Origin of the sequence: Piscinibacterium candidicorallinum, assembly GCF_047549485.1 — a bacterium.
GTDB lineage: Bacteria > Pseudomonadota > Gammaproteobacteria > Burkholderiales > Burkholderiaceae_C > Piscinibacterium > Piscinibacterium candidicorallinum.
Genome location: NZ_CP180191.1, coordinates 2,408,487 through 2,433,834, shown reverse-complemented (window position 1 = coordinate 2,433,834; position 25,348 = coordinate 2,408,487). Strand labels below are relative to the sequence as shown.

Annotated in this window: 22 protein-coding genes and 1 pseudogene; 20 read left to right on the top strand and 3 right to left on the bottom strand. The window is 63.0% G+C overall.

The window, feature by feature from the left end; translation table 11 throughout:
• Nucleotides 1–31 precede the first annotated feature (31 nt).
• Entirely contained in the window at nt 32–964 is a 933-nt protein-coding gene (cysM, locus tag ACMDW7_RS11030) for a cysteine synthase CysM (RefSeq protein WP_377300700.1), read from the top strand.
• Nucleotides 965–1,181: 217 nt separating this feature from the next.
• Here the strand turns inward: cysM and ACMDW7_RS11025 are convergent, their stop codons facing one another.
• Nucleotides 1,182–2,216, bottom strand: a complete 1,035-nt coding sequence (locus tag ACMDW7_RS11025; protein ID WP_377300701.1) for an extracellular solute-binding protein — start codon at nt 2,214–2,216, stop codon at nt 1,182–1,184.
• Nucleotides 2,217–2,644: 428 nt separating this feature from the next.
• Between ACMDW7_RS11025 and ACMDW7_RS11020 the strand changes: the two genes are divergently transcribed.
• The 9 genes and pseudogenes from ACMDW7_RS11020 to ACMDW7_RS10980 all read left to right on the top strand — a co-directional run bounded on the left by ACMDW7_RS11020 (nt 2,645) and on the right by ACMDW7_RS10980 (nt 12,234).
• Nucleotides 2,645–3,685 (top strand): patatin-like phospholipase family protein, encoded by a 1,041-nt coding sequence (locus tag ACMDW7_RS11020; protein ID WP_377300702.1) that lies wholly within the window; start codon nt 2,645–2,647, stop codon nt 3,683–3,685.
• 694 nt (nt 3,686–4,379) lie between these two features.
• A pseudogene (locus ACMDW7_RS11015) lies at nt 4,380–4,637 on the top strand (Arm DNA-binding domain-containing protein); the annotation flags it as partial.
• Nucleotides 4,638–4,649: 12 nt separating this feature from the next.
• A complete protein-coding gene (locus tag ACMDW7_RS11010; RefSeq protein WP_377302505.1) occupies nt 4,650–5,579 on the top strand; it encodes a tyrosine-type recombinase/integrase in 930 nt (309 codons plus the stop codon).
• Between the two features lie 249 nt (nt 5,580–5,828).
• Nucleotides 5,829–8,354: a type VI secretion system Vgr family protein gene (locus ACMDW7_RS11005; protein ID WP_377300703.1), complete on the top strand. Its 2,526-nt coding sequence runs from the start codon at nt 5,829–5,831 to the stop codon at nt 8,352–8,354.
• A gap of 8 nt (nt 8,355–8,362) precedes the next feature.
• Nucleotides 8,363–9,268: a DUF4123 domain-containing protein gene (locus ACMDW7_RS11000; protein WP_377300704.1), complete on the top strand. Its 906-nt coding sequence runs from the start codon at nt 8,363–8,365 to the stop codon at nt 9,266–9,268.
• On the top strand, nt 9,252–9,743 hold the full coding sequence (locus ACMDW7_RS10995; protein ID WP_377300705.1) for a DUF3304 domain-containing protein: 492 nt from the start codon (nt 9,252–9,254) through the stop codon (nt 9,741–9,743). The genes ACMDW7_RS11000 and ACMDW7_RS10995 overlap by 17 nt, the downstream gene beginning before the upstream one ends.
• 1 nt (nt 9,744) lies before the next feature.
• Nucleotides 9,745–11,394, top strand: a complete 1,650-nt coding sequence (locus tag ACMDW7_RS10990; protein ID WP_377300706.1) for a T6SS phospholipase effector Tle1-like catalytic domain-containing protein — start codon at nt 9,745–9,747, stop codon at nt 11,392–11,394.
• Nucleotides 11,391–11,660 (top strand): PAAR domain-containing protein, encoded by a 270-nt coding sequence (locus ACMDW7_RS10985; RefSeq protein WP_377300707.1) that lies wholly within the window; start codon nt 11,391–11,393, stop codon nt 11,658–11,660. Before ACMDW7_RS10990 ends, ACMDW7_RS10985 begins: the two co-directional genes overlap by 4 nt.
• Before the next feature lie 28 nt (nt 11,661–11,688).
• A complete protein-coding gene (locus ACMDW7_RS10980; protein ID WP_377300708.1) occupies nt 11,689–12,234 on the top strand; it encodes a hypothetical protein in 546 nt (181 codons plus the stop codon).
• A gap of 181 nt (nt 12,235–12,415) precedes the next feature.
• Here the strand turns inward: ACMDW7_RS10980 and ACMDW7_RS10975 are convergent, their stop codons facing one another.
• Nucleotides 12,416–12,655, bottom strand: coding sequence for a hypothetical protein (locus ACMDW7_RS10975; RefSeq protein ID WP_377300709.1), 240 nt, complete (start codon nt 12,653–12,655; stop codon nt 12,416–12,418).
• A 359-nt stretch (nt 12,656–13,014) separates the two neighbouring features.
• On the opposite strand from ACMDW7_RS10975, the gene ACMDW7_RS10970 reads away from it, so the two are divergent.
• The 9 genes from ACMDW7_RS10970 to ACMDW7_RS10930 all read left to right on the top strand — a co-directional run bounded on the left by ACMDW7_RS10970 (nt 13,015) and on the right by ACMDW7_RS10930 (nt 20,828).
• Nucleotides 13,015–13,185, top strand: a complete 171-nt coding sequence (locus ACMDW7_RS10970) for a helix-turn-helix transcriptional regulator (RefSeq protein ID WP_377302507.1) — start codon at nt 13,015–13,017, stop codon at nt 13,183–13,185.
• A complete protein-coding gene (locus tag ACMDW7_RS10965; protein ID WP_377300710.1) occupies nt 13,182–13,433 on the top strand; it encodes a hypothetical protein in 252 nt (83 codons plus the stop codon). Before ACMDW7_RS10970 ends, ACMDW7_RS10965 begins: the two co-directional genes overlap by 4 nt.
• 200 nt (nt 13,434–13,633) lie before the next feature.
• A complete protein-coding gene (locus ACMDW7_RS10960) occupies nt 13,634–14,203 on the top strand; it encodes a hypothetical protein (protein ID WP_377300711.1) in 570 nt (189 codons plus the stop codon).
• 458 nt (nt 14,204–14,661) lie between these two features.
• A complete protein-coding gene (locus tag ACMDW7_RS10955) occupies nt 14,662–16,227 on the top strand; it encodes a type I restriction-modification system subunit M (RefSeq protein WP_377300712.1) in 1,566 nt (521 codons plus the stop codon).
• Nucleotides 16,217–17,521 (top strand): restriction endonuclease subunit S, encoded by a 1,305-nt coding sequence (locus tag ACMDW7_RS10950; protein ID WP_377300713.1) that lies wholly within the window; start codon nt 16,217–16,219, stop codon nt 17,519–17,521. Before ACMDW7_RS10955 ends, ACMDW7_RS10950 begins: the two co-directional genes overlap by 11 nt.
• Entirely contained in the window at nt 17,518–18,468 is a 951-nt protein-coding gene (locus ACMDW7_RS10945; RefSeq protein WP_377300714.1) for a DUF4268 domain-containing protein, read from the top strand. The genes ACMDW7_RS10950 and ACMDW7_RS10945 overlap by 4 nt, the downstream gene beginning before the upstream one ends.
• Nucleotides 18,469–18,548: 80 nt before the next feature.
• Complete coding sequence (locus ACMDW7_RS10940) at nt 18,549–19,118, top strand: hypothetical protein (protein WP_377300715.1); 570 nt, start codon at nt 18,549–18,551, stop codon at nt 19,116–19,118.
• 157 nt (nt 19,119–19,275) lie between these two features.
• Nucleotides 19,276–19,917 carry a type IV toxin-antitoxin system AbiEi family antitoxin domain-containing protein gene (locus ACMDW7_RS10935; protein ID WP_414859545.1) on the top strand — a complete coding sequence of 214 codons (642 nt, stop codon included), beginning with the start codon at nt 19,276–19,278 and terminating at the stop codon, nt 19,915–19,917.
• Nucleotides 19,914–20,828 (top strand): nucleotidyl transferase AbiEii/AbiGii toxin family protein, encoded by a 915-nt coding sequence (locus ACMDW7_RS10930; protein WP_377300717.1) that lies wholly within the window; start codon nt 19,914–19,916, stop codon nt 20,826–20,828. The genes ACMDW7_RS10935 and ACMDW7_RS10930 overlap by 4 nt, the downstream gene beginning before the upstream one ends.
• A gap of 359 nt (nt 20,829–21,187) precedes the next feature.
• Here ACMDW7_RS10930 and ACMDW7_RS10925 read toward each other — a convergent pair whose 3' ends face one another.
• Nucleotides 21,188–21,997, bottom strand: a complete 810-nt coding sequence (locus ACMDW7_RS10925; RefSeq protein ID WP_377300718.1) for a hypothetical protein — start codon at nt 21,995–21,997, stop codon at nt 21,188–21,190.
• A gap of 129 nt (nt 21,998–22,126) precedes the next feature.
• Here ACMDW7_RS10925 and ACMDW7_RS10920 point away from each other — a divergent pair, with 129 nt between their 5' ends.
• Nucleotides 22,127–25,348 carry a type I restriction endonuclease subunit R gene (locus ACMDW7_RS10920; RefSeq protein ID WP_377300719.1) on the top strand — a complete coding sequence of 1,074 codons (3,222 nt, stop codon included), beginning with the start codon at nt 22,127–22,129 and terminating at the stop codon, nt 25,346–25,348.

The window sequence follows — 25,348 nt, the reverse complement described above, 5'->3', positions numbered from 1 at the left end:
CCGCGCGGTTCAGCTCGGATACGATTTCCCCATGACCCGCCCCGAGCCGCAGTACCCCACCATCGAACAAACCATCGGCCACACGCCGCTCGTGCGCCTGCAGCGCATTCCGGGCGAGTTGGGCACGCCACGCGGCAACGTGATCCTGGGCAAGCTGGAGGGCAACAACCCGGCAGGCTCGGTGAAAGACCGGCCGGCGATGTCGATGATCAGCCGCGCCGAGGCGCGCGGTGACATCAAGCCCGGCGACACGCTGATCGAGGCCACCAGCGGCAACACCGGTATTGCCCTGGCGATGGCGGCTGCCATCAAGGGCTACCGCATGATCCTGATCATGCCCGACGACCTGAGCGTGGAGCGCCGCGCGGCAATGACAGCCTACGGCGCCGAGCTGATTCTGACGCCCGCCGCTGGCGACGGTGTGAGCAAGGGCATGGAGTTCGCGCGTGATCTGGCCGAGCGCATGCAGCGCGAAGGCAAGGGCCGTGTACTCGACCAGTTCGCCAACCCGGACAATCCGCTTGCGCACATCGAAGGCACCGGCCCGGAGATCTGGCAGCAGACGGGCGGGCGGATCACGCATTTTGTGAGCGCGATGGGGACGACTGGCACGATCACCGGCGTGTCGACCTACTTGAAGCAGCAGAACCCGGCGGTGCAGATCGTCGGCGCGCAGCCGGAGGATGGCTCGCGCATCCCCGGCATCCGCAAGTGGCCGGAAGCGTATCTGCCGAAGATCTATGAGCCGGCCAGGGTTGATCGGCTGGAGTACGTCAGCCAGACCGAGGCCGAGGCCATGGCGCGGCGCATGGCGGCCAGCGAGGGCATCTTCTGCGGCATCTCCGCGGCTGGCGCGCTGTGCGTGGCGCTGCGCGTGGCGGCCGAGGTGCGCGATGCGACGATCGTTTTCATCGTTTGCGACCGCGGTGACCGCTATCTGTCCACCGGGGTCTTCAACGCCTGAGCTGCGGCAAGGGCAGCGGTTGACCCGCTCCATATTGCGTCAATTTCGGACGCGAAAACGGCTAGTGGCCGATATGCCGCTATCCGCAGAAATGATGCGGAAAGAGGCATTCTTGGCTCGTGAATAAAAGCTAAAAACGGCCAAATTGAGGCAGATTCACCTCGATTTGGCCGTTGGTCATGCACACGCGCGTGATGGCGCTGCGCCGCTCTGTCGATCAGCGGAAGCCGACGCGATCGAGCAGACGCTGCGCTGCCGAGGCCTGACGGCCGATGGTGGCGATCGACAGACGCTCGCGCTTGAAGTCACCCAGCGACGCGAGTTCCGGATTGGCGGCCTTGGCGCTGGCCACCACCGGCCACTCGTTATTGCCGTTGGCGAAATAGGCCTGAGCCTCGTCGCTGGCCAGATACTCCAGGAAGGCCTGGGCTTCGGCACGGTTCTTGGCGTTGCGCGCCATGGCACCGCCGGAAATGTTCATGTGCGTGCCGCTGGTCGCCTGGTTCGGGAAGATCAGGCCGACCTTCTGCACCAGCTCGCGGTCCTCGGGCTTGGTGCTCTTCATCAGGCGCACGAAGTAGTAGGTGTTGGTCACGGCGATCTGGCACTCACCCGAGGCCACGGCGCGGATCTGGTCCGTGTCGCCGCCCTTGGGTGCGCGCGCCATGTTGTCCACGATGCCCTTGAGCCAGCTGGTGGTTGCAGCTTCGCCGCGGCGTTCCAGCTCGCTGCCGAAGAGCGACAGGTTGTAGGGGTGGCTGCCCGAGCGGATGCAGATCTTGCCCTTGTTGCCGGGCGCGGCGAGCTTTTCGTAGGTGTCGATGTCGCTGGGCTTGACCTTGGACTTGTCGTACGCAATCACGCGAGCTCGGCTGGAGAATGCGAACCAGGTGTTGTCCGGTGCGCGGAGATCGGCCGGGATGCGGTCCATCAGTACCTTGCTCTGCACAGGTGCGAACAGACCGTCCTGCTGCGCACGCCACAGGCGCGCGGCATCCACAAGAAGCACCACGTCAGCCGGGGAGGCCGCGCCTTCCGTGCGCAGGCGCTCGAGCAGAGGTTCGTCGCCCATCTCGATGCGGTTGATCCTGATGCCGGTGGCCTTGGTGAAGTTGGTGTAGAGCGCTTCGTCCGTCTGATAGTGGCGGGCGGAATACAGGTTGAGCACACGCTCCTGGGCCTGAGCGGGCAGGGCGCTGCCCAGGGTGGCGGCAACAGCGGCGGCGAGGGCAATTGAGGAGAGCAGTTTCATGGTGGCGTCGAGGTTCAAGGAAAGGTTCGCGGCAAGCCGCGTGGTCCGAATCAATCGGCGACTGTGGCGGTGCGGCTCCGGAAGGGGTGGCCAAGCGGGTCTCGCGACTTCAACTGGCCGCCTGCTTTAGTCCGGCGGGCAATCCACAAATGCAAATATAAACGAGAACGATTCTCACTTGTAATTATGCCACCAGAGTGCGTGGGGGCACTTGATCTGCGTCACGCGGGCGTTTGGGCGAGTCGAACTGACCGAGCGCGCACCCCGCAGCCCGGCCGCTGCGCGGCATCGAGCAGACCCGTGCCTCGGTTCGACGAGGCCGTCACTGACGCCGCATCGTGGCGCTGAGCGAGCCGGCAGGTGATGGACCTGCACGCCCTGAGGCACGGTGCAAGCGGGGTGCGCAGCAGGCCATATCATGCCCACCCATGCACAACGCGCCTTCCTTGCCTGAGCCGCGCGACCCCCTCGCGGCAGACACCACCCAGACCAACCCCGCCGCGATCGACCCTGCGCGGCGCCGCACAGGCGGCCTGCTGCTGGCTGCGAGCCTTGCACCCTTGCTCGCCCTGGGGGCCGGTTGCACGACGCCGCGCCCACCGGTGGAACCGCCGCCCCCACCACCCGCGCCGCCTGCAGTCGTGCCGGCACCCGTCGCGCCCCCGCCGCCAGCCCGCGCCATGCGCCTGGGCCTCGCACTGGGCGGCGGTGCAGCACGCGGCTTTGCGCATATCGGCGTGATCAAGGTGCTGGAGGCTCAGGGCATTCAGGTCGATGTGGTTGCCGGCACCAGCGCCGGCAGCCTGGTCGGCGCGCTCTACGCCAGCGGCATGAACGGCTTCGCGCTGCAGCAGGCCGCCATGACCATGGACGAGGCCACCCTGGCGGACTGGAGCATCACCGGCCGCGGCATGCTGCGCGGCGAGGCGCTGCAGGCGTTCGTGAACCGGCTGGTCGCCAACCGGCCCATGGAGCAGTTCGCCAAGCCCTTCGCGGCCGTGGCGGCGGACTTCAGCACCGGTGCCGCCGTGCCCTTCACCCGGGGCAACGCCGGCCAGGCCGTGCGCGCGTCAAGCAGCATCCCCGGCGTGTTCTCGCCGGTCCGAATCGGCAATGCAGACTATGTGGATGGCGGCCTAGTGAGCCCGGTGCCGGCGCTGGCTGCGCGGCAACTGGGTGCGGATTTCGTCATCGCCGTGGATATCTCGGCGCTGCCGCGCCGTGGCGAAGTCGACGGACTGGCTGCGACACTGAATCAGACGATCGCCATCATGGGCCTTGGATTGAAGGCTGCCGAGCTGCGCCAGCATGCCGATGTGGTGATCCGCCCCGAGATCGATCAGGTCTCGGCCGCGGACTTCAATGCGCGCAACCAGGTGGTGCTGGCCGGCGAGATTGCCGCCACCCGTCTGTTGCCGGAGATTCGCCGAAAGATGGACGAAGTGCGCAAGGCGAAGAACCTGCGCTAGCTGCGGGCTTCGCGCTCGTCGAGGGGGCGTCTGCACCGCCTACCGGCGGCCAGTCCGGCAGCGGTGTCTCGTAGGGCGCAGCCACACGGATGCGCGCGTAGCGCAGTGTGTCGTAGCCGGCGATCGAATCCTCGGCCGAGCTGATGATCCCGACCGGCCGACCGCCCGCGCCATGCAAGACCTGGAAGTGCGGCGCGACCTCTGAAGGCCGCAGTGCCGGCGCGCTGCACGCCCTCGCGTAGGCCCGAAGGTCTGCGCCCGGCGCAGGGCGCTTGCTGCGCGCTTTGGTGAAGCAGTGCTTGACGAGTTCGGCGAGCGTCATGGCCGAACTGTAGGCCGGAGTCGGGCGTTGCGGTGCCGCCAGCGGGATCCCGTCACCTCGCCGGCTCTGCATCCGGCTCCTCGACCTCGGCACGGCTTGCAAGCCGTGCCTTTCGAATCTCGCGCGCAAAGCCCGCAGGGGCTTTGCTCCTCTCCGCGGGCGAAAAAAAGCCACCTTTCGGTGGCATTTTTCCGCTGGCGGAGAGGGCGTCCCCCATTTCGGCGTTTCATAGAATTTCTCTATGAATCAAGTGATGCCTCAAGTTATTGATTTTGAACGCTTTTGTTTGGTCGCGAGATTTCATGTCATTTCGCTTGATCGCTTTCATTGTGATGGGTAGGATGATGGGCATGAAATTCCTCCGCCAAACTCATGCCGCGCAAGGCGCGTGAACTCTCAGCGCTTGAGGTGCGTCGGCTTATTCAGCCGGGCTTGCACTTTGTTGGCGGCGTGGCTGGCCTCGCTCTGCAGGTCACGGGGTCGGGCGCGCGCTCATGGATCCTACGCACCGTCGTAGGCGCCGCCCGTCGTGACATTGGCTTGGGTGGCTTCCCTGACGTCACGCTTCAAGATGCTCGGGAAAGCGCCCGCCGCTTGCGCGAACAGATCGCGTCAGGGATCGACCCTGTAGAGCAGCGTCGCATGGCCAAGCAGCGGCTCATCGCCGACCAGGCGCGTGCCATGGATTTCGAGGCCTGCTGTCGCATGTACATCGAAGCGCACGCCGCGGGTTGGAAGAACGCCAAGCATGCGCAGCAGTGGGGCAATACGCTTTCGGCATACGCCTACCCGGTGATCGGCCGCATGCGGGTTGAAGAGATCGAGCTGCCCCACATCCTGAAGGTGCTTGAGCCGATCTGGCGGACGAAGACTGAGACGGCCAGCCGACTGCGCGGCCGAATCGAGCAGGTCTTGTCCTGGGCCACGGTACGTGGCTACCGCACGGGGCTGAATCCAGCACGCTGGCGGGGGCACTTGGATGCCGTGCTGCCTGCGCCAGCGAAGGTTGCGCGCACGGAAAGTTTCAGTGCGGTGCCGATCAACGATGCCCCCGCGGTGTATGCGCGAGTCCGGGCGACCGAGGGTATGGGCGCTCAGGCACTTGCGTTCTGCATCCTCACGGCGACGCGCAGCGGAGAAGTTCGTGGCGCACGTTGGGCCGAGCTGGATCTCGATGCCGCGCTGTGGACGATTCCTGCTGAGCGCATGAAGGCAGGGCGCGAGCATCGCGTGCCGCTTTCGACTTCGGCGATCGAGCTGCTCAAGGCGGTTCCGCGGCTGACGGATTCCGACTTGGTGTTTTTCTCGCCCCGAGGCAAGGAGCTTTCCGATGCCACGCTGGGCGCTGTGCTCAAGCGATTGGGTGTGGACGCCACAGTGCATGGATTCCGGTCCACGTTTCGTGACTGGGCGGCCGAGTGCACATCCCATTCGCACGAAGTAGCGGAAATGGCGCTGGCGCACACCATCAAGAACAAGGCTGAGGCGGCGTATCGCCGAGGTGACTTGCTGGAGAAGCGCGTGGCGCTGATGGAGGACTGGGCACGCTATCTGGGCGCAGCTCATGGCTGACTGGTTGATTGAGCCCGCACCAAAAGAAGCGGGTTAGCTCATCCGTCTCGGCGCGCTGCACGGGCACCATGCGGCGTATCAGCAATTGCAACGGAAGGTATCGCAGGCTGCGCCATAGAGCCGTCGGTACCCCGTTCGGGTGATTTCCGGTCGAGACAAGCGACAGGCTATCTCCATAGACTTGCATCCATAGCAAGCCAGCCTGCGCCTCTCCTCCCCGATGTCGCAGCGCCGGCAGGGGATCAGTCCATGAGTAAGCCGTTCGCGCAGCTGCGCGCGCCTGCGGGCGTCGCCAAGTCGCCGCTGCTGTTTCATCGCCTCGAACACGCCGAGCGCCTGAACAGCACGCAGGCGAGCACCCTGCAATTCCTCAGCCTGGATGCAGCCGTCGATCTGCACGGACTCCTGAATCAGCACCTGACCAGCGAAGTACGCCTGAATCTTGCCGACGACTCCGTGCGGCATGTGGATGGCATCGTGGCCGGTGCGAGGCTGATCGATCAGCTGGGGCGCTACTCACGTTACGAGGTCGAACTGCGCCCTTGGCTCTGGTTCCTTTCGCTGACGACCGACTCGCGCATCTTCCAGGACCAGACCATCCCCGAGATCCTGCAGGCCGTGTTTGCGGACCATCCGATCGCCAAGGTCGAACTCAAACTCACGCACACGTATGCCAAGCGGCCGTACACCGTTCAGCATCGGCAGTCCGACCTGGAGTTCGTGAACTGGCTGTGTGAGCTGGAGGGGATCACCTACCACTTCACCCATGCCGCTGGCAGTCACACCCTGGTGCTCACCGACTCGATCGCCAAGCACATCGACTGCCCTGGCTACGAGACCGTGCCCTTCAACGCTCAGGTGGGCAAGCGGCGCGAGGACGAGCAAAGCCTGCTGGACTGGCAGCCGGCACGGCAGGTGGCGTCCAGCCAGGTGGTTGTCAGCGACTACGCCTGGCAGGCGCCCGCACAGCCCAAGGCTGACCAGCGCGTCGCACCGGAACACGCACCCAAGCTCGGTGCCAAGCAAACCGAGATCTATGCCACCCCAGGCCTGTTCCACAAGGAAAGCCGCGAAGAGAGCGAGGCCCTGCACCAGGCGCAGGTGGCGCTCGAAGCGCTGGGTGCACCGACGGACACCTACACCGGCCGCACCACAGCCCGAGCCCTGTACGCCGGAGGCTGCTTCACGCTTGCAAAGCATGCGCAGAGCGCGCTGAACAAGCGTCACCTGATCACGGCACACCAACTCACCGCCGTCTTCGCCAACTACGAAGGCATCGATCCAGATCTGCTCGCCAAGCTGGCACCGGAACTGGTTAGTGCAGCCGGTGGTGCCTATTTCGCGTGCAGCATCCATGCGCAGCCCGACACGCTGCCGTTCCGGCCTGCCAGAACCACACCTCGGCCGATCGTGCCGGGCATCCAGACAGCCACCGTGGTGGGTGGCAGCGCCGGCAATGGCGAGATCCACACCGACGAGTGGGGCCGCGTGAAAGTGCACTTCGGCTGGGATCGCTACGGCCAGCGCGACGGCAAGGACACCTGCTGGCTCCGCGTGAGCCTGCCCTGGGCCGGGGCCAACTGGGGTAGCCAGTTCATCCCGCGTATCGGGCAGGAAGTGTTGGTGGGCTTTGCCGACGGCGACCCGGACGCACCCATCGTGATCGGCCGCGTAAACAACGGCGCTAACCGCCCGACCACTTTCAGCGGCACCGGCAGCCTGCCGGGCAACCAGGCGCTGGCCGGCTTCAAGAGCAAGGAAATCGGCGGCGGCGGCTACAACCAGGTGCTGTTCGACGACACGACGGGGCAAGTCCGCGCGCAGGTCGCATCCACCGAAGGCGCCTCACAGCTCAACCTGGGCTGGCTCGTGCATCCGCGGGCGGATCAAGCCGCGGGTGAGGGCGAGGGGCCCGCGGCCAAGGCCAACGCGCAGCCGCGCGGCCAGGGCTTCGAGCTGCGCACCGATGAATGGGGTGCGGTACGGGCAGCCAAGGGCCTGCTGATCACGACCGACGGCAAGGTCGGGGCGGTGGGTGGAACGCTGGATCGGCATGATCTCGTTCGATGCCTTGAGGAATCGCTCAAGCTGGCCAAGCAGCTGACCGAGAACGCGAAAACCCATCAGGCAGCCACCGGAGCTGACGAAACGGGTTTCGAGGGCATTGACCTGAAGCCGCAGGAACAGCAGACCTCTGAGGTTAAGGGTCTCGGCAGCGGCGCGAACAATGAGGAGAAGGCCACGGACCCCACGGCCAATCATCTCGCGTTGCACAGCCCAGCGGGCATCGTGGTGGCCACACCCAAGAACCTGACCGTCAGTACCGGTGAGCATGCAGATGTAGTGACTGGCAAGAATCTTCAAGTGACTACCGGGCTGCAGTCGCATGTGCATGCGACGACCGGCATCCGTCACTTCGCACAGTCCGGTGGCATTCACAGCATCGCGAATACCGGCAAGCTGCTCTTCCAAAGCCAGCATGACGACACCGTGATTAATGCTGAGCAGGCCATCCATCTGACGGCAAGCCAAAAGCATGTGCTGATAGAAGCCAAGCAGCACATCACTTTCATTGAGTCCGGCGGCGCGTACATCACCCTGAAGGGTGGGAACATCGAGATCGGTGGGCCAGGCAACCTGTTGGTCAAGACCGCCAAGTACGACCTGAAGGGGCCGAGTAGCAAGTCGCCGACCTTGCCGGACTTCCCGCGCACTGACTGCAAGAACTGCTTGCTGGACGCGATGAAGTCGGGCGCGCCAGGCGTGATGGTTTGACAGCTGGCATGCTGAACGACTACTTCATCGTTGATGGTGCGCAAGCACCTGATGTACTCGGTGCGTTGCAGGCGCTGCACTGGCAGTACGCCAGCTTGTTCGACGGAACACCCGAGAAGCGGCTGGTCGAGATCGCGCCCTTGGTCTTCCCGGTGCCGGACGGCGAGGACGAGCGGTACAAGCCGCTGCTCAAGCGCATCAACACGATTGCGCATGAGGAGCCTGCCGTCCATGCGATTTCCTCCCCCGAGGATCTTGAGGGCGTGGCAAGGCATCTGCGCCAGTTCCACGTCGCCAAGTTGCCCGATGACCAGAAGATGATCCTGCGTTGGTACGACACGCGTGTCTTCGAGCCGCTGCTGGAGTGCTTGTCCCAAGAACAGCTGGCGAGCTTTTTCGGGCCCGTCCGACGCTGGATGTACTGGGATCGGTTTGGTACTGCACGAAGTGCCGAGATCCTGTCGGATGAGGTCGCCAGCGAGCTTGAGCCCCCGTTCGAGCTCAATCCAGCTCAGTACAGTCATCTGATCGATGCCTCGGTGCCATATGCCGTCTTGCGCACGTTGCGCGAAACGATTCCCGACGAACTGTCGCGGGTGAACTCGTCGAGGCTGACACGTTTCCTGATCGATCACCTGGCAGTCGCTCGGAAGATCGGCGTCGAAGGCCATCCCGCTCAAGTGCAGTTCATGCTGCTCGCCCTGTACACGTCGGGCGCCTTCCTGAATGAACCCGAGTTGGTGCAGTGGAGAACACAACCCTCGGTGCGTGTGATGAGCTTTCTGGATTGGAGTGACTTACTGCCTGATCGGGTCTGGCAGGCGGGCTCGCCCTTGTGGGGGGAGATTCAACCGCTTGCACCGGCGATTGATGACGAGCATCTGTTCGGAGGTTTGGATGAATATCGTAACTAGTGGATGGCTGCGGCGACACGCCTTGGCGTATCGCTTTGCCGCTGGCATGCTGTTGGCGAGCGCTTTGTTGACCAGCGCGTGCGCAAATGACAAGGAGCCCAGAATGCTCACCCCGGGTGTGACTGGCTACAACCACACGAAAGACGAGATCACCTTCTCGGTCAACAATCAGGCTGGGGGTTACCTCATGCCCCATTCAGGCGGCGGCAAGTCGAGCTGTTGCGTGTCGATTCCCCGAACGTGGTCACCCGGTACCAAAGTCAAAGTGCTCTGGCAAAAGGGCATGGAATCCACCGAAAGAGTTGTCGATGTGGATGTGCCTGCCTACGACACAAACAAAGTCGGCGCGCTCAACGTTCATTTCCTGCGAACAGGCGAAATCAGGGTGTTCGCCACGATGCTGGACTTGAGGCACCCAGACTACCCACTGAAGGGACCTGAGGCACAGCTCAGGCCCGACGTACCGGCACGCTGAAATGACGTTCACGATTCCAGACCCTTCACCCGAAGGCGGATTCCGGCGGCTGTCTGCCCGAGAGGCCGCCCAGCGCGCTCGCGCCATGGAATGCATCCGTGACCCGAATCCGACGAAGTGCAAGGGTCAAATTTTTGTCAGCATCTTCTTCGACGGCACGGGTAACAACGCGGACTGGCAAGAGCCGGGTAAGTCTGGGCGGCAGCGCTCGATGAATTACCACAGCAACGTCGCCAGACTGTTCGACAGCCACCGCGATGAACCTGAGAGTGGCCTATTCGCACACTACATCCCAGGGGTAGGGACGCCGTTCGACAAGGTCAATGACAGCGGTCAGTGGTACGACGGCAAGGCCGGTGGCGCGGCAGGGCGGAAGGGGTCAGATCGTATCAATTGGGCGCTCGTGCAGCTGCTTAACTCAGCACACACGTACCTCACCAACGCGAAGCTGATTCCTGACGCGCAGGCCACAACGATCGTCGGGAATATCTCCTCGTTCTGGCGAACCATGGGTCTTGAGGGGCCCAATCGGCGGTGGGTGCTGCGTCACTGGGAGGATCGGCTCAAGCAGGTGAACGAAGCGCAGAACAAGAAGCTGGTGCAGATCAATGTGTCGGTGTTCGGCTTCTCGCGCGGTGCCGCGCTTGCTCGGGCGTTTGCCCACTGGCTTGCACAGATCGCTTCAGCTGACGGTGATGGGTTTACCTTAGCCGGTGTCCCCATACGCCTGAGCTTCATGGGAATCTTCGATACCGTCGCCAGTGTTGGCATCCCTGACTCAGTGTGGGGTGCAGATGGGCATATGGCCTGGGCCGATGGAACGATGAGCATTCACCCCATCGTGGAGCAATGTGTGCACTTTGCAGCCCTGCATGAACAGCGATCCGCTTTTCCCGTGGAAGACGCGAATGTCGGCAAGCAGAGGGCCTATCCAGGCATGCACTCGGATGTCGGCGGCGGCTATGCGCCGAGTGAGCAGGGCAAGTCCATGGCGAGTTGGGGCAGTACGCCACAGCTGTCGCAAGTCGCATTGGTCGACATGCACTATGAAGCAGTGCGCTCCGGCGTCCCCGTGCTCTCGGCTGACGAGATCCAGCAGCTACCCCGTTTGGCTTCCACGTTCGCTATCGCTGAATCAACGCGCACGGCATTCAATGCTTGGGCAGGGCAGCATGGCTGCATGCGCTCAGGGTCGTTGAATGCCATGAGCCGGTCTCACACGGAGCAATACCAACGCTACCGAGGGCTGCGGCTACAGCCGGAGCAACGCCTTGAAGATCAGCGCTTTTTCAAAGAAGCAGCTTCAGCTGACGCACAGCAGTTGCGCGAGGCGAACGACGATCTGCGGGCGCAAATCAGCGAACTGCAATGGCGAGCAGACGCGGCAAGCATGCAAACTTCACCGGCCTACGCGACCATGATGATCGGTGGCGGTATGCCCGTGGCGCCGATGCCGCCGACGCTCGGTGCCGAAGATGCGCGGGCTTTGGAGCGCTTCCAGTCCCCGGGTGACCTCCCCCTCGCGAGCATCAAATTGTTCGACGACTTTGTTCATGACAGTCGCGCCGGATTTCGGGTCATGGGAATGATGGAGCTACGCGGCGCGAATGGTGGCTATGTGCGCTATCGCCGAGTGTTCAATCAATCATGAAAAGGGCCATTCGTCTGGGTGATCCGACCAGCCATGGCGGGGTCGTTGTACAAGTCAATCCGAATCGATCGGATGTGATGGGCAAGTCGCTGGCTCGCAAGGGCGATAAGTGCACATGCCCGATCCCTCAGCACGGCGGCATGTGCGTCATCATCGAAGGCGACCCCGATTGGACGATCGACGGGATACCGGTCGCGCTCGAAGGTCACAAGACAAGCTGTGGTGCGTCACTCATCTCAACCCTGCCCAATCTGACCCGCGGGTAATCCTGGCCCAGCGCGTCGACCCAATCGCATGACGGCTCACAGAGAAAACCTGCGCTACGAGTCTGTCGAGCCGGCCATCCTGAAGGTCACGACGCTGACCACCGGGACGGTGGCGTTTCTGGTGCACTTCGAGCGAAAGAACCGCGGCTACATCAAGCGCTTCAGCAATCTGCAGTACGGCACGGAGCGCAAGGCGCTGGCGGCTGCGCGCAAGTGGCGCGATGATCAGCGCGCCGCCCTGCCCAGCTACACACGCAAGGAGCAAGCGGTCAAACCGCTGGCGAACAACACCTCGGGGGTTCGGGGCGTGTGCCGCATTGAGGATCGGCGCGTGAGCGCCTCCGGCGAGCCCTTGATCCTGGCCTACTGGTCGGCCTACGTGCGCGATGAGACCGGACGCCCCCGAGCGAAGCGTTTTGCCATTCACCGGTACGGCGAACAGCGTGCGTTTGATCTTGCAGTCGCCGCGCGCAAAGCTTACGTAGCCACCCTGTCGAAGGCAGATCGCAGCCAAGGCACCCTCCAAGCCTCAGGGCGTGGCCGAATCGGCAGCAGACCGGCTGCACGCACCTGACTGCGCTGGATTGCCGGTGCGTAGAACCAGCTGGCCCCGGCCCAGTCGACCCCGAGCTATTCCTTGCTGGCCATTTGGGCGCCCTGACACGGTGCCGGCAATTCCGCTGGGATCAGCCGGTTGTTGCCATCAGCGACGGGCGCTGTAACGCTCGACGAATCCGACCAAGCTTGCACCGCGCCTAGCGGCTCCGCTCCTCATTTGCGCCGATGAGTGCGATGGGATGCCCGTGCCGGTCGTGAAGGAACCGTGGGCTTGCGGCCCATACAGCCGCCGCCGCACGCCGCCGCCGCTCCTGTTCCGCTGCATTCGGTGGCCAGCGGCCACGCAGCAGGTAGTAGCCCACATAGCGTGCAGTCAACCAGCCGCGCTTTAGGAGCGTCATCGGCTGGCACATCCAGGTGTCTGAATCGACGTTCATGTTCGTTTGTCGGTGCGGCGACTGATGTGTCCGGACAGTCGGCCGGAATGTCCCCATTGAGTGCATCCATTTTCGCGTGCGGCTTTATGTACCGAATCCGCACGCAGTGCGACGTTCTGAAATCGTGCGAACGGGCTCGCAGCCTGTGCACTTGCACGACCTCAAAAATCGCATACGGTAGTCATGCCAAGCAGACGTTTTGCGGCCGGGATGCACACCGCGCCGCACTAGCGCCTGTATCGGGTGAACCTCGTTTGAACGGAGTGTTAATGACAATTAAGCACACATCTCCCCCTCAGTCGCGCGCCGCAGCAGCCCGTCCGTCTGCGCCAGTCAGCCACTTACCGGACGACGCCTTGGTGCGTAAGAAGTCACTACTGGCAATGGTGCCGCTTTCGCCAACCACGCTTTGGCGATTGATCCAGGCGGGCCAGTTTCCGTCGCCGATCCAGCTCAGCGATTCCGGGCGTTGTCCGGCATGGCGGCTGGGCGATGTGCGCCACTGGCTCGCTGCGCGGCAGGCCGCATGACCGATCGGCCGACCTTGTTGCGCGCCATGAAGGCGATGCTTGACCGCATTGAAGCGCTACCGCGCGTCGGTGTGCCGGACATCTCATCCGGTCGGTCCAGCTTCCTGAACCGGCTGCGTCGGCTCGACGCGCGGTACGGCACTAGGCGCCCCACCGGCTGCGATCGGCCTTCGCCGCAGCGGTCGGCGTGGCTCAGCCCGAAAGCACTCACCGGCATGCTGGTGACGTGCCATCGCTTGCGCGATTAACCCGCTCGTCGCGCGGTCTGCGTACGGCCGCGCCGGTGCGCTGATTCGATCAGCGCCCAAGAGAACTTTCCCAAGCAACGCCCTGTTCATGCCCAGCCGTTGGCTACAGCCCGGCGACGGGCAGGGCGCCCTTTTGCCTATTGAACCCGCGGTCCAAACCACTATTGCAGCGCCGCACACCGCGAAGAAAGTGAGAACCTATGAACGCGAACAGTCAAACTCACCAGGACCCGACCCGCCTGGGCAGCCCCGCCGTGGCGCGACCGTTGGTAAATCTGCCGGATCACACCACTACAGGACGGCCCATTCCATCGCGCGTGAATCCGAAAGACGGTATGCGCGGCAAGCGCGCACGGGGGCGACGCAGTAACTGCGACGGGCCGACGTTCATCATGCTGCCGCACGTCGTCGTAGAGAGCCCGGGCTATCGGGAGCTCACTCACGCAGCACGGTCGTTACTGGTGGACTTGGCCCGGCAGTTCAACGGGAAGAACAACGGTGAACTGGTCGCGTGCGCCAAAGCTCTGAAGCCACTCGGCTGGACCAGTAACCAGACCGTATCGCGCTGCCTTAAGCAGCTGCAGGAGGTCGGTCTGATCCAGGAAACGCGCAAGGGCGCAAAGCCAAACCTCGCATCCTTGTTTGCGTTGACGTGGCTGGACCTTGACTACTCCCCGAAGATGGACATTGAACGGGGCGCCTTCCGACGCAGTGCGTACCGGCACTACAGGCAGTCGATCGCCGCAACTGACCCCCGAATAGCGGTTTAGCGGGCGCGCAGATAGACCCGATTTCGTACCGCGGCGTTGGCCCGTTGGACCGATAGTCGGGTCTGTCTGCGCACTGCGAGCAGTTTTCGCGTGTCGATAATCGGTGACTGTATAGATATGCCATATGAACGCAGGCAGTTCACGGAAGGTCTTGAACGAGCAGGGGGGCTGCAAACTGTGCTTCAGGGTGCAATTGGGGTCGAAAAAGTTCGGTTGCGCGCACGGTTTTTTGGGCGGACCCCCGCGGACTGCATGCATTCCGGCCATCAGGCGCCGCGTGGCGGGCGTTGCGTGCCGCAGACTGCCCGCCTTCGGTACGCTTGCGCCCGCTACATCAACAACCCAGGCCGGTGAAAACGTCCGGACACAAACGCCAGGGTCAAAACGTCCGCCCCCCGGACGTTTTCTGCGCAGACCGGACGTTTTGCAACGCCTGACCTGAAACACCTAGCCGCTTAATGAACCAAGACCTCAAGAAAACCCTGTGGGCCGCGGCGGACAAGCTGCGCGCGCAGATGGATGCCGCCGAGTACAAGCACATCGTCCTCGGGCTGATCTTCCTGAAGTACGTGAGCGACGCCTTCGATGAGCGGCGCGAATTCCTGTCCGCTTCGTTCTCGGACAAAAACACGACGTTCTTCCTTCCGGACCCGGACGATCACGCCGCCGCCCTGGAAGACCGGGACTACTACACCATGGCCAACGTGTTCTGGGTGCCGGAGGCGGCGCGCTGGGCGCGCATTCGGGCCCTGGCCAAGCAGGCCGAGATCGGCAAGCACATCGACGACGCACTCGAAGCCATCGAGCGCGACAACCCCAAGCTCAAGAACATCCTGGACAAGCGCTACGCCAGCGCCAAGCTCGAAACCGGCAAGCTCGGTGAACTGATCGACCTGATCTCCACCATCGGCTTCGGCGGCGGCTCGCGCGCCAAGGATCTGCTCGGTGAGGTGTACGAATACTTTCTCGGCCAGTTCGCCACAGCCGAAGGCAAGAAGGGCGGCCAGTTCTACACGCCGGCGTCCGTGGTCAAGGTGCTGGTGGAGGTGCTCGCGCCGCACAACGGCCGCGTGTACGACCCCTGCTGCGGCTCGGGCGGCATGTTCGTGCAGAGCGAGAAGTTCCTGGAAAGCCACGGCGGCCGGGCAGACGACATCTCCATCTTCGGGCAGGAGTCCAACCCCACCACCTGGCGCCTGGTGGCCATGAACCTTGCCATCCGCGGCCTGTCGGCCGACCTGGGTAAGAGCCATGGCGACACCTTCACGAACAACCAGCACCCCAACCTGCGGGCGGACTACATCCTGGCCAACCCGCCGTTCAACATCAGCGACTGGTGGAACGCCAAGCTCGAAGGCGACCCGCGCTGGCAGCACGGCACGCCGCCGGCGGGCAACGCCAACTACGCCTGGCTGCAGCACATCCTGCACCACCTCAGCCCGCGCGGGCAGGCCGGCGTGGTGCTGGCTAACGGCAGCATGTCGTCCAACCAGAACGGCGAAGGCGAGATCCGCAAGCGCATGGTCGAGGCCGATGTGGTCGAGGTTATGGTCGCTCTGCCGCCGCAGCTGTTCTTCAACACGCAGATCCCGGCCTGCCTCTGGTTCCTGGCCAAGGACAAGGCCAAGAATGGCCGTGACCGTCGGGGTGAGGTGCTGTTCATCGACGCGCGCAAGCTCGGCCGAATGGACACCCGGGTGAACCGCGTGCTGGACGAGGAGGACGTCGAGAAGATCGCCGCCACGGTGCACCGCTGGCGGGCCGATGGCGAAGTGGCAGCCGATGAGGCGTATGCCGACGTGCCGGGCTTCTGCCGTGCCGTGAAGCTGGCCGAAATCGCAGAGCATGGCTTTGTGCTGACCCCAGGCCGCTATGTGGGCGCGGAAGCCACGGACGACGACGACGAGGCGTTCAACGAGAAGATGGAACGGCTGACGGCGCAGCTCGCTGCGCAGCTGGCCGAAGGTACAGAAATCGATAGAGTGATTCGAGATAGGTTGGGAGAGTTGGGGTATGCAATTTGAGTATCGGCCACTCGGCACTCTGCTTGCACCAAAGGGTTACATCCGGGGCCCATTTGGTTCAGCCTTGCGGCGCCCAGAGTTGAAGTCGGCAGGCATCCCGGTCTACGAGCAACAGCAGGCAATTGACGGTCACCGCCGCTTTCGGTTCTTCATTGACCCGATGAAGTTTGAGGAGCTGAAGCGTTTTCAAGTCCGGACGCATGACCTCATAGTGAGCTGCTCGGGTACGGTAGGACGAATCTCCGTCATTCGCGAGGAAGACCCGAAAGGAATCATCAGTCAGGCGCTTCTAGTCCTCCGTCCCGACGTCGATCGGTTACTCCCGTCGTTCCTGTACTACTTTCTGACGTCCCCGGAGGGTCAGCTACGTCTGCTCGGCGCTTCTCATGGCGCTGTTCAACAAAACATCGCACCACGGAATGTGGTCGAGCAAATTCCAACGCCAACTCCACCAATTGGTGAGCAGAGGCAGATCGCAGGCTGGCTTGGTCTTCTTGATGAGCGAATCAGCCTCCTGCGTCAAACCAATGCCACCCTCGAAGCCATCGCCCAGGCCCTGTTCAAGAGCTGGTTCATCGACTTCGATCCCGTGCGCGCCAAGGCCGAAGGGCGCGAGCCCGAAGGCATGGACGCCGCCACCGCTGCGCTGTTCCCGTCCGAGTTCGAGGAGTCGCCGCTGGGGTTGATTCCGAAGGGGTGGGCCGTGCGCTCACTGGATTCGGTTGCGCACTATCTAAACGGGCTGGCGCTTCAGAAGTACCCACCAGAAAGCGATGATGAGTTCTTGCCCGTGATCAAGATTGCACAGTTGCGAGCAGGGCACACGCGCGGTGCAGATCGCGCCAGCGCGCGGCTCAAGCCTGACTACATTGTTCGCGATGGCGACGTGCTGTTCTCGTGGTCGGGGTCGCTCGAAGTGGAGTTTTGGGGCGGAGGCGAAGGTGCACTGAACCAGCACCTCTTCAAGGTCACGTCGGATGAGGTGCCCAAGTGCATTTACTACCTGGCAACGAAGCACTTCCTGCCCTGGTTTCGGGAAATCGCGGCGCACAAAGCGACCACCATGGGACATATTCAGCGTGGGCACTTATCAGAGGCAAAGATCGCTCTCCCGCCTGCCCAGGTGATAGGCCCACTAGCGAGCACGATTGCGCCACTGCTTGACCGTCGTGTTTTGGGCACGCTGCAAGCGCGCGAATTGGCCGCGATTCGAGATAGCTTATTGCCCCGACTGATCAGTGGAAAGTTGCGGCTCCCCGAAGCAGAAGCACAGATGGAGGATGCTCTCGCATGAAGTCCCCACTCGGCAAACTCGAACGCATGCCGCTGCGCAGAGCCTGGGCGCATGAAGCCGGCGAGTTCACACCGTGGCTGGCGCAGGACGAAAACCTGGAGATGCTGGCCGAGGCGCTGGGATTGAGCGAACTCGAACTCGTTGCCACTGAGCACCCGGTGGGCGACTTCAAGGTAGACATCCTGTGCACTGATGGTGACGGCAAAGTCATCATCGAAAACCAGCTCGAACGCACCAACCACGGGCACCTGGGGCAGATTCTGACCTACGCCGCGGGTGTGGGCGCGCGCAAGGTGGTGTGGCTGGCCGAGAGCTTCCGGTCCGAGCATGTGGCGGCGCTTGAATTCCTGAACCAGAACACGACCGAAGACCTGGATTTTTTCGCCGTCGAGGTCGAGCTTTGGAAGATCGCCGACTCACCGATGGCGCCGAGTTTTAACGTGGTAGTGAAGCCGAACGAATGGAGCAAGGTGGGGCGCGAGAATGCACGCGCTGCTTCGGCAGCTTCCCCAACCAAGCAGCTCCAGCATCGCTTCTGGACCGGTCTTGTTGAGTACGAGGCCAGCAATCGCGCGCGATTCCGCTTCCAGACGCCGAAGGCGCAGCACTGGATCATCTCCACAATTGGTCGCGCCGGATTTCACATCGGGTTTACCGTAAACACGCGTGATCGGCGGTTGGGGGTCGAGCTGTACATCAATGCCGAGGATGCCAAGTCCCAGTTCCAACGGCTGCGCGAGCAGCGGCAGAGCATTGAGCAGGCGTTCGGTGCCGCCCTGGACTGGCAGGAGTTGCCCGAGCGTAACGGCTGCAGAATTGCCCTTTACGGTCACGAAGGTTTTGATCTGGAGGACGAGGGCTCTTGGCCGACCGCCTTCGCCTGGATGTCGCAGCAGGGTGCTCGATTTCACGAGGTGTTCAGGCCTGTTGTGAAGGCATTGCCGTAGATGTCGATTGCGCTGCGGTGCCCAATCCCATGCAAGCGCTCGACTGATTCTGTTCTCTCAATCATTCACTTCGTAGTCCCATGATTCACGCGTTTGCCGATCTCTTTGAGCGCTACATCACACTGCATCGCGTCCATCCGCACGCCACGTACAACTACGCTGCAAGGGGTTTCCATTCGGAGCCCGTCATTGAGCACACTCTCCATCAGCCAAAGTGCGCGCCGGGCGATTCATGGGCTTACGTTGCTATCCCAGCGGGCGTGTTGCTGGCAGAGCTGAGTGATGCAGAAAAGCTGTACATCGGCGCACAGACCCAGGATCGAATGTTTCGTGGCGATGGCTTGGGTGGCAGGAACTTCCACCATGCCGAAATGCGACGTGGCCGTGACGGCGATAACTTGATTTCGTTCTTGAAGTCAGGCCGCGCAGTGGAGATCTACCGAGTTTCTGGCGATGCAGTGCGCAGGCGATGTGCGGCCAACGAGCGTTTTTCCGCTCTTGCTGGGTTAATGCATAAGGCAACTTCAGAAACGGAGCACTTGGGCTGGTGGTTCGAGCAGTTCATTCTTTTTCATGAGCACAGAGCCTGGCGTTGGAATGCACAGGGGGCGCGCGCGAAAGTGTTTGTTGCGCTGCGACGGGACGCTTGATTCCGGAGACCTCGGCAGTTAAGCGACATGTGCGGCAGGAGCACGGCGCAGTCTCACAGCAGCTGTCTAGCTCGGCGCGTTCGAGGCCGCTTACAGCGGCCGTATTGGCCCAGTACACATTGATCAGCATAGAACCAATTTTTATGAATCGCATTACTTGATAAAAAGTAATGTGATAAATAAAATAAAGTTCATGGGACAAAAAGTCAGCGCATCCATTGTCCAAGCCGCGAGCGCGCAGCGCTTCCTGCGGCTGAATGACTTGCGCGCGCGCGGAATGTCGCCGCAGATGGCAGTGCATCTCGCACGCCAGGGCGTGCTGACGCGTGTTGGCCCCGGCGTGTACTCGCTGCCTGATGCGCCGCTGACCGAGCACCAGAGCCTGGCCGAGGCAGCGCAGATGGCGCCGCGGGCGGTGGTGTGCCTGCTGTCTGCGCTGCAGTTCCACGGTATTGGCACACAGCAGCCCCACCAGGTCTGGCTGGCGCTGCCCAAGGGTGTGCAGCTGCCGCGCTCACTGGCCGGCCGCGCCCGGCCGGTATGGGTGAGCGGTGAGGCATTCGCTGCCGGCGTTGAAACGCACGACGATGCCGGCGCCGGCATCCGGGTGTATGGCGTGGCCAAGACGCTGGCGGATTGCTTCAAGTTCCGCAACAAGGTGGGGCTCGATGTGGCGCTGGAAGCGCTGCGCGAGGCATGGGCTGCGCGCCGCTTCAGCATGGATGATCTGGCGCATCACGCGCGGATCAACCGGGTGGAACGGGTGATGCAGCCCTACCTTGAGGCGCTGACGGCATGACCGCCAACCGGGCGGCGTCTGTACTGGCGCGCCTGAAGAACCGGGCTGATGCTAAGGGTGAAGACTTTCAGCTTGTCCTGACGCGCTTCGCCATGGAGCGCCTGCTGGCGCGCCTGGTCGCCGCCGGTTATCAAGACACGTTCTTGCTCAAAGGTGCGTTGCTCTTCAACCTCTGGTACGACGAGCCGCACCGCCCCACGAGAGACATGGATCTGCTGGGTTCAGGGCCGGACGACACGGAACTCCTTGTTCAGCGCTTTCGTGAGATCGCCGCCACGCAGCTGGACGACGCGGTGATCTTTGACCCCAACACGGTGACTGCTGCACCTATCCGCGAGGCCAACGCCTACGGCGGCGTACGGGTATCGCTGATGGCCGCGATCGGTCAGACCCGGACGCCGTTGCAGGTGGACGTGGCGTTTGGCGACACCGTGACGCCGACCCCTGAATGGGCCGACTACCCGGCGCTGCTCGACGACATCGCAGCGCCGCGCGTGCGCGTGTACCCGGTGTACTCCGTCATCGCCGAGAAGTACCAGGCCATGACCACGCTCGGCCTGGCCAACAGCCGGATGAAGGACTTCTTCGACCTAGCCTACATCGCAGCGCACGATGACCTGGATGGTGCGCTGCTGGCGAAGGCGATCCGCGCGACCTTCGAGCGCCGGAAGACCGCGCTACCTGACGCTCCGCCTCTGGCCATCACCAGTGCGTTTGCCAAGAACGAGGACAAGATCAAGCAGTGGCGGGCTTTCATGGGGCGGAGCGGCCTGGGTGCCATGGAGCTGAGCGACGCCGTAGCAACGCTGTACGACCTGCTCTGGCCGCCGACAGTGGTGGCCCGGGACGGCACAGATGCGACGGCGACGTGGCGGGCCGCGAGTCGGCGATGGGAAGCTGATATCGCCTGACTCGGTAGCCGACGAGCCAGAGAGCCGGCGGCACGGTAAGTACTCGCGTTGATCAGCGACCTGCAGCGGTGACGCACGCAGCGTAACGAGAGCGTCACGTCAGCGTTACCAAAACCGTTAGTTCAGCGTTACCCAAAGCGTTAGTTCCGCGTGATTAATAGGCGGCTCAGCTGGAGACTCTGGGGGTTCGCGCTCCGATCTATCGCTGTAGAGGGCGGGCCGCCGAAAGCACCGATGCTGAGGCCCGAGCATCTTCTTGCCAAGACTCCGGAGACAGGCCCGCGCCGGTGCGGGTTCCTTGGCCGACGGTGACCACACGAGAATCATGGCCGCCACCGGTCGAGACTGTGGGGTAAGTGCTATAGGTCGAGGTCAGGACCGAAGCGATTCAGCTTGTGGGTGACGTCGCTGCTGCCGCCATTGCCTTCGATCAGGTAACGGCCCTTGGCATCGCGGCTGATACTCATGCTCACTTGTTCACTGTTGCTGCTGGATGTCCTGCCGAACCGGTTCAGCAGGGGACCGATCTCGTTCGATGGCAGGACCAGGAACGAGTTGCGCCAGCCAGCGCCGACGAGCTCTCGGAGTACGAACACGTAGTAGTGCGCGATTCCTGTGTAGAGGTCATGAGCGGCGCCTCGGATTGAGAAACTGAATGACTGTGCTTGAAGGCCAGATCGGGTTGCCGTCTTGACCTGGAAAGTGCGAACTTGCCCGCGGCGCGTTGCGATCAGGTCGACCCCATCATCGACAACAGGCTTTGAGACGTTCCACTCACGGGCGAAGAGTTCGGACATGACTGCGAACTCGCCAACCAGACCGCGCATTGTGGTGTTGTTGGTATGCCGCAGATCAGGGAAGAGCCCTGCAAGCTGCGCACCGGCCTTGGGACCAAGGCGCCACTGACCTGCGGCGGGTCGGTCAATCGTTCTCTGGCTCGGCGGGTGCGCATTGACATGCCGGCTCAGCGCCTGGCCAACACGCGCGGCAGCCAAATGCTCATCCGCGAATGAGTCGAGTACCTCCGCCCGGATCTGCAGACGTGCAAGTTGCCGCCGCGCATCTGGCGAGCTCGTCGCTTCAATGATTTGTGCGGACGTCAGGCGTTCCGGCGGCTCCTCGCCATGAAAGGCGAACAGGGCAATGGTCAGTGCTTCCTCGTTGGTCATGCGTCTGGTGAAGTGTGTCTGGGTCAGAGTGTTGGGGAGCGGCCCCGCGGGTACTTGCCAATGATGCAACAGTGCTTTTAGCCTCCGATGATCAGCCGGGCAAGCCGGCCCGGGGCAACGATCCGCGACATGAGCAGCTCGGCGATTTCTGAAGACGACCTTGAGCAGGCCTGCCTAGCCTGGCTCGGCTCCCTGGGGTGGAGCATCGCCCATGGCCCGGACATCTCACCGCCGGACGCTTCCACCCCGGGCAGCGAGCGCGACACCTACCGTGATGTGGTGTTGGTTCATCGCCTGCGCAGCGCGGTCGCTCGGTTGAACCCAGGCATCCCGGCCGCGGCGCGCGAGGATGCGCTGCGCCAAGTGTTGCGCCCGAACATTCCCGGGCATGTGCTCGCCAACCGGCAGATCAACCGTTGGCTGATCGAAGGCGTGCCTGTCGAGTATCAAAAGAACGGCGAGCCGCGCGGCGACCGCGTGAGGCTGGTTGACTGGACGAACCCGACGGGCAATGACTGGCTGGCGGTCAACCAGTTCAGTGTGCAGGGGCCGAAGTTCACCCGCCGACCGGACGTGGTGCTCTTCTTGAATGGCCTGCCCATCGTCGTGCTGGAGCTGAAGAATCCGGCCGACGAGGCCGCGGACATCTGGGCGGCATTCAATCAACTGCAGACGTACAAGCAGGAGATTGAGGATCTGTTCCTTGCGAATGCGATTCTGGTGATTTCCGATGGGCTGGAAGCGCGCATGGGCTCGCTGACGGCCGACCGCGAGCGATTCATGGCCTGGCGCACGATTGATGGGGTGGAGACGGACCCGCTCGGCCCGATGCGCGAGCTGGAAACGATGGTGCATGGGCTGTTTGCGCCCAGCCTGCTGCTCGACTATCTGCGTTACTTCATCCTGTTTGAGGGGGACGGTGAGCCGGTCAAGAAGATCGCCGGGTACCACCAGTTCCATGCGGTGCGTGCTGTGGTGGAGAGCGTGCTGAAGGCGTCGCAACCGGGTGGCAGCCAGAAGGGCGGGGTGGTGTGGCACACGCAGGGTGCAGGCAAGAGCATTGAAATGACATGCCTGGCGGGCAAGCTCATGCAGCACCCCGGCATGCAAAACCCGACGCTGCTGGTGGTGACTGACCGCAACGACCTGGACAACCAGTTGTTCGGCACGTTTTCTGGGGCAGCTGAATTGCTGCGCGAAACACCGGTGCAGGCCGACACCCGCCCGCGCTTGCGCCAGTTGTTGGGCGACCGGCCGTCGGGCGGGGTGATCTTCACCACGATTCAGAAGTTTGCGCCGGGCACGGATGAAGACAGCTTTCCGATGCTTTCGGACCGGTCGAACATCGTGGTGATCTGTGATGAGGCGCACCGCAGCCAGTACGGCTTTGGAGCCAAGCTGCAGGAGGCGCCGGCACCCAAGAAGGCCGTGGTGCGATTTGACCAGGGCTCGGGTCCAGCACCCACGGAGCTGCAGACGGGGCCTTCCGGGAGCGGCGCAGCGGCCTACGCGGCTGCCGCGGGCACGAGCATCAAGTACGGCTACGCCCAGCACCTTCGTGACGCACTGCCGAACGCGACCTTCGTGGCCTTCACCGGCACGCCGGTCTCTCTGGATGACCGCGATACCCGCGCAGTGTTCGGGGACTATGTGCACATCTACGACGTGCAGCAGGCTGTGCACGATGGCGCGACGGTGCCGATCTATTACGAGAGCCGTTTGGCCAAGCTGGAGCTCAAGGACGAAGAAACGCCCACGCTCGATGACGAAGTGGAGGAGCTGACCGAGGACGAGGAAGATGACTCGGCCAAGGCAGCGCAGAAGCGCCGGTGGGCGGCGCTGGAGCGGCTGGTGGGCGCGCCACCGCGGATTGCCCGCGTGGCGGCCGACATCGTGCAGCACTTCGAGACGCGCCAGGCGGCCATGGACGGAAAAGCGATGATCGTGGCCATGAGCCGCGAGATCTGCGTGCAGCTGTACGACGCCATCGTGGCGATCCGACCTGAGTGGCATGACCCCGATCCGGAGAAGGGGGTAATCAAGGTCATCATGACCGGATCAGCCTCCGACAAGGCTCTGCTGCGCCCACACCTGTACAGCAAGGACACGAAGAAGCGTCTTGAGGCGCGCTACAAGAAGCCGGAAGACCCGTTCAAGATCGTGATCGTGCGCGATATGTGGCTGACAGGCTTTGATGCGCCGTGCATGCACACCATGTACGTGGACAAACCCATGAAGGGCCACAACCTTATGCAGGCGATCGCCCGCGTGAACCGGGTGTTCGAGAACAAGCCCGGTGGGCTGGTCGTGGACTACATCGGCATCGCCAACGAGCTAAAGGCGGCGCTGCGCGACTACACCCAGGCCAAGGGCCGCGGCAAGCCAACCATCGCCGCAGAGGATGCCCTGGCGGTACTGATCGAGAAGATGGATGTGCTGCGTGGCATGCTGCACGGCTGCGACTACTCGGCATTTCGGACGCGCGCCTGGCAGCTGTTGCCGGCCGTGGCCGACCACATCCTGGGGCAGGAGGAGGGCAAGCAGCGCTTTGCGGATCTGGTTCTGGCTGCCAGCAAGGCTTTCGCGTTGTGCTGCACCTTGGACGCTGCGCTGGAGTTTCGCGACGAGCTCGCATTCATGCAGGCGGTGAAAGCCGCGTTGACCAAGTACGGCCGGTCGGACAAGAAGCTCAGCGACGAGCAGAAGGAGCAGGTACTGCGCCAGATCATCAGCCGCGCCGTGGTCAGCGCCGAGGTGATCGACATTTTCAAGGCGGCCGGACTGAACCGGCCGGACATCGGCATTCTGTCCGACGAGTTCCTGGAAGATGTGCGGCACATGAAGGAGCGCAACCTGGCGGTCGAGCTGCTGGAGCGCCTGTTGAAGGACGAGATCAAGTCCAAGTTCAAGACGAATGTGGTGCAGCAGGCGAAGTTCTCGGAGCTACTGCAGCAGAGCCTGACGCGCTACCGGAACCGAGCGATCGAGACTGCGCAGGTCATCGAAGAACTGATCGAAATGGCCAAGAAGTTCCAGGCCGCAGCCAGGCGTGGTGAGGAGCTTGGCCTGAATCGAGATGAGCTTGCCTTCTATGACGCCTTGGCGAACAACGAGGAGGCCGTGCGCGTGCTTGGTGACGTGAACCTGCGCAAGATCGCAGTCGAGCTGACCGAGACCCTGCGCAAGTCCGTGAGCGTGGACTGGGCAGTGCGCGAGACAGTGCGCGCCAAGATCAGGGTGATGATCAAGCACTTGCTCAAGCGCTACAAGTACCCACCCGCGGGCCAGGAGGCAGCGACCGAAACGGTGCTGAAGCAGGCCGAGTCGTTGTCTGCAGAGTGGGTGAGCTGA

Bases quoted from the DNA above. Each gene is read 5' to 3' on its own strand.
- ACMDW7_RS10995 (WP_377300705.1), top strand. From the start codon at position 9,252: ATGAATATCGTAACTAGTGGATGGCTGCGGCGACACGCCTTGGCGTAT.
- ACMDW7_RS10925 (WP_377300718.1), bottom strand. From the start codon at position 21,997: ATGACCAACGAGGAAGCACTGACCATTGCCCTGTTCGCCTTTCATGGC.
- ACMDW7_RS10985 (WP_377300707.1), top strand. From the start codon at position 11,391: ATGAAAAGGGCCATTCGTCTGGGTGATCCGACCAGCCATGGCGGGGTC.
- ACMDW7_RS10940 (WP_377300715.1), top strand. From the start codon at position 18,549: ATGATTCACGCGTTTGCCGATCTCTTTGAGCGCTACATCACACTGCAT.
- ACMDW7_RS10920 (WP_377300719.1), top strand. From the start codon at position 22,127: ATGAGCAGCTCGGCGATTTCTGAAGACGACCTTGAGCAGGCCTGCCTA.
- ACMDW7_RS11020 (WP_377300702.1), top strand. From the start codon at position 2,645: ATGCACAACGCGCCTTCCTTGCCTGAGCCGCGCGACCCCCTCGCGGCA.
- ACMDW7_RS10930 (WP_377300717.1), top strand. From the start codon at position 19,914: ATGACCGCCAACCGGGCGGCGTCTGTACTGGCGCGCCTGAAGAACCGG.
- ACMDW7_RS10965 (WP_377300710.1), top strand. From the start codon at position 13,182: ATGACCGATCGGCCGACCTTGTTGCGCGCCATGAAGGCGATGCTTGAC.
- ACMDW7_RS11000 (WP_377300704.1), top strand. From the start codon at position 8,363: ATGCTGAACGACTACTTCATCGTTGATGGTGCGCAAGCACCTGATGTA.
- ACMDW7_RS10975 (WP_377300709.1), bottom strand. From the start codon at position 12,655: ATGAACGTCGATTCAGACACCTGGATGTGCCAGCCGATGACGCTCCTA.
- ACMDW7_RS10990 (WP_377300706.1), top strand. From the start codon at position 9,745: ATGACGTTCACGATTCCAGACCCTTCACCCGAAGGCGGATTCCGGCGG.
- ACMDW7_RS10955 (WP_377300712.1), top strand. From the start codon at position 14,662: ATGAACCAAGACCTCAAGAAAACCCTGTGGGCCGCGGCGGACAAGCTG.
- ACMDW7_RS11010 (WP_377302505.1), top strand. From the start codon at position 4,650: ATGGCCAAGCAGCGGCTCATCGCCGACCAGGCGCGTGCCATGGATTTC.
- ACMDW7_RS11025 (WP_377300701.1), bottom strand. From the start codon at position 2,216: ATGAAACTGCTCTCCTCAATTGCCCTCGCCGCCGCTGTTGCCGCCACC.
- ACMDW7_RS10960 (WP_377300711.1), top strand. From the start codon at position 13,634: ATGAACGCGAACAGTCAAACTCACCAGGACCCGACCCGCCTGGGCAGC.
- cysM (WP_377300700.1), top strand. From the start codon at position 32: ATGACCCGCCCCGAGCCGCAGTACCCCACCATCGAACAAACCATCGGC.
- ACMDW7_RS10945 (WP_377300714.1), top strand. From the start codon at position 17,518: ATGAAGTCCCCACTCGGCAAACTCGAACGCATGCCGCTGCGCAGAGCC.
- ACMDW7_RS10980 (WP_377300708.1), top strand. From the start codon at position 11,689: ATGACGGCTCACAGAGAAAACCTGCGCTACGAGTCTGTCGAGCCGGCC.
- ACMDW7_RS10950 (WP_377300713.1), top strand. From the start codon at position 16,217: ATGCAATTTGAGTATCGGCCACTCGGCACTCTGCTTGCACCAAAGGGT.
- ACMDW7_RS11005 (WP_377300703.1), top strand. From the start codon at position 5,829: ATGAGTAAGCCGTTCGCGCAGCTGCGCGCGCCTGCGGGCGTCGCCAAG.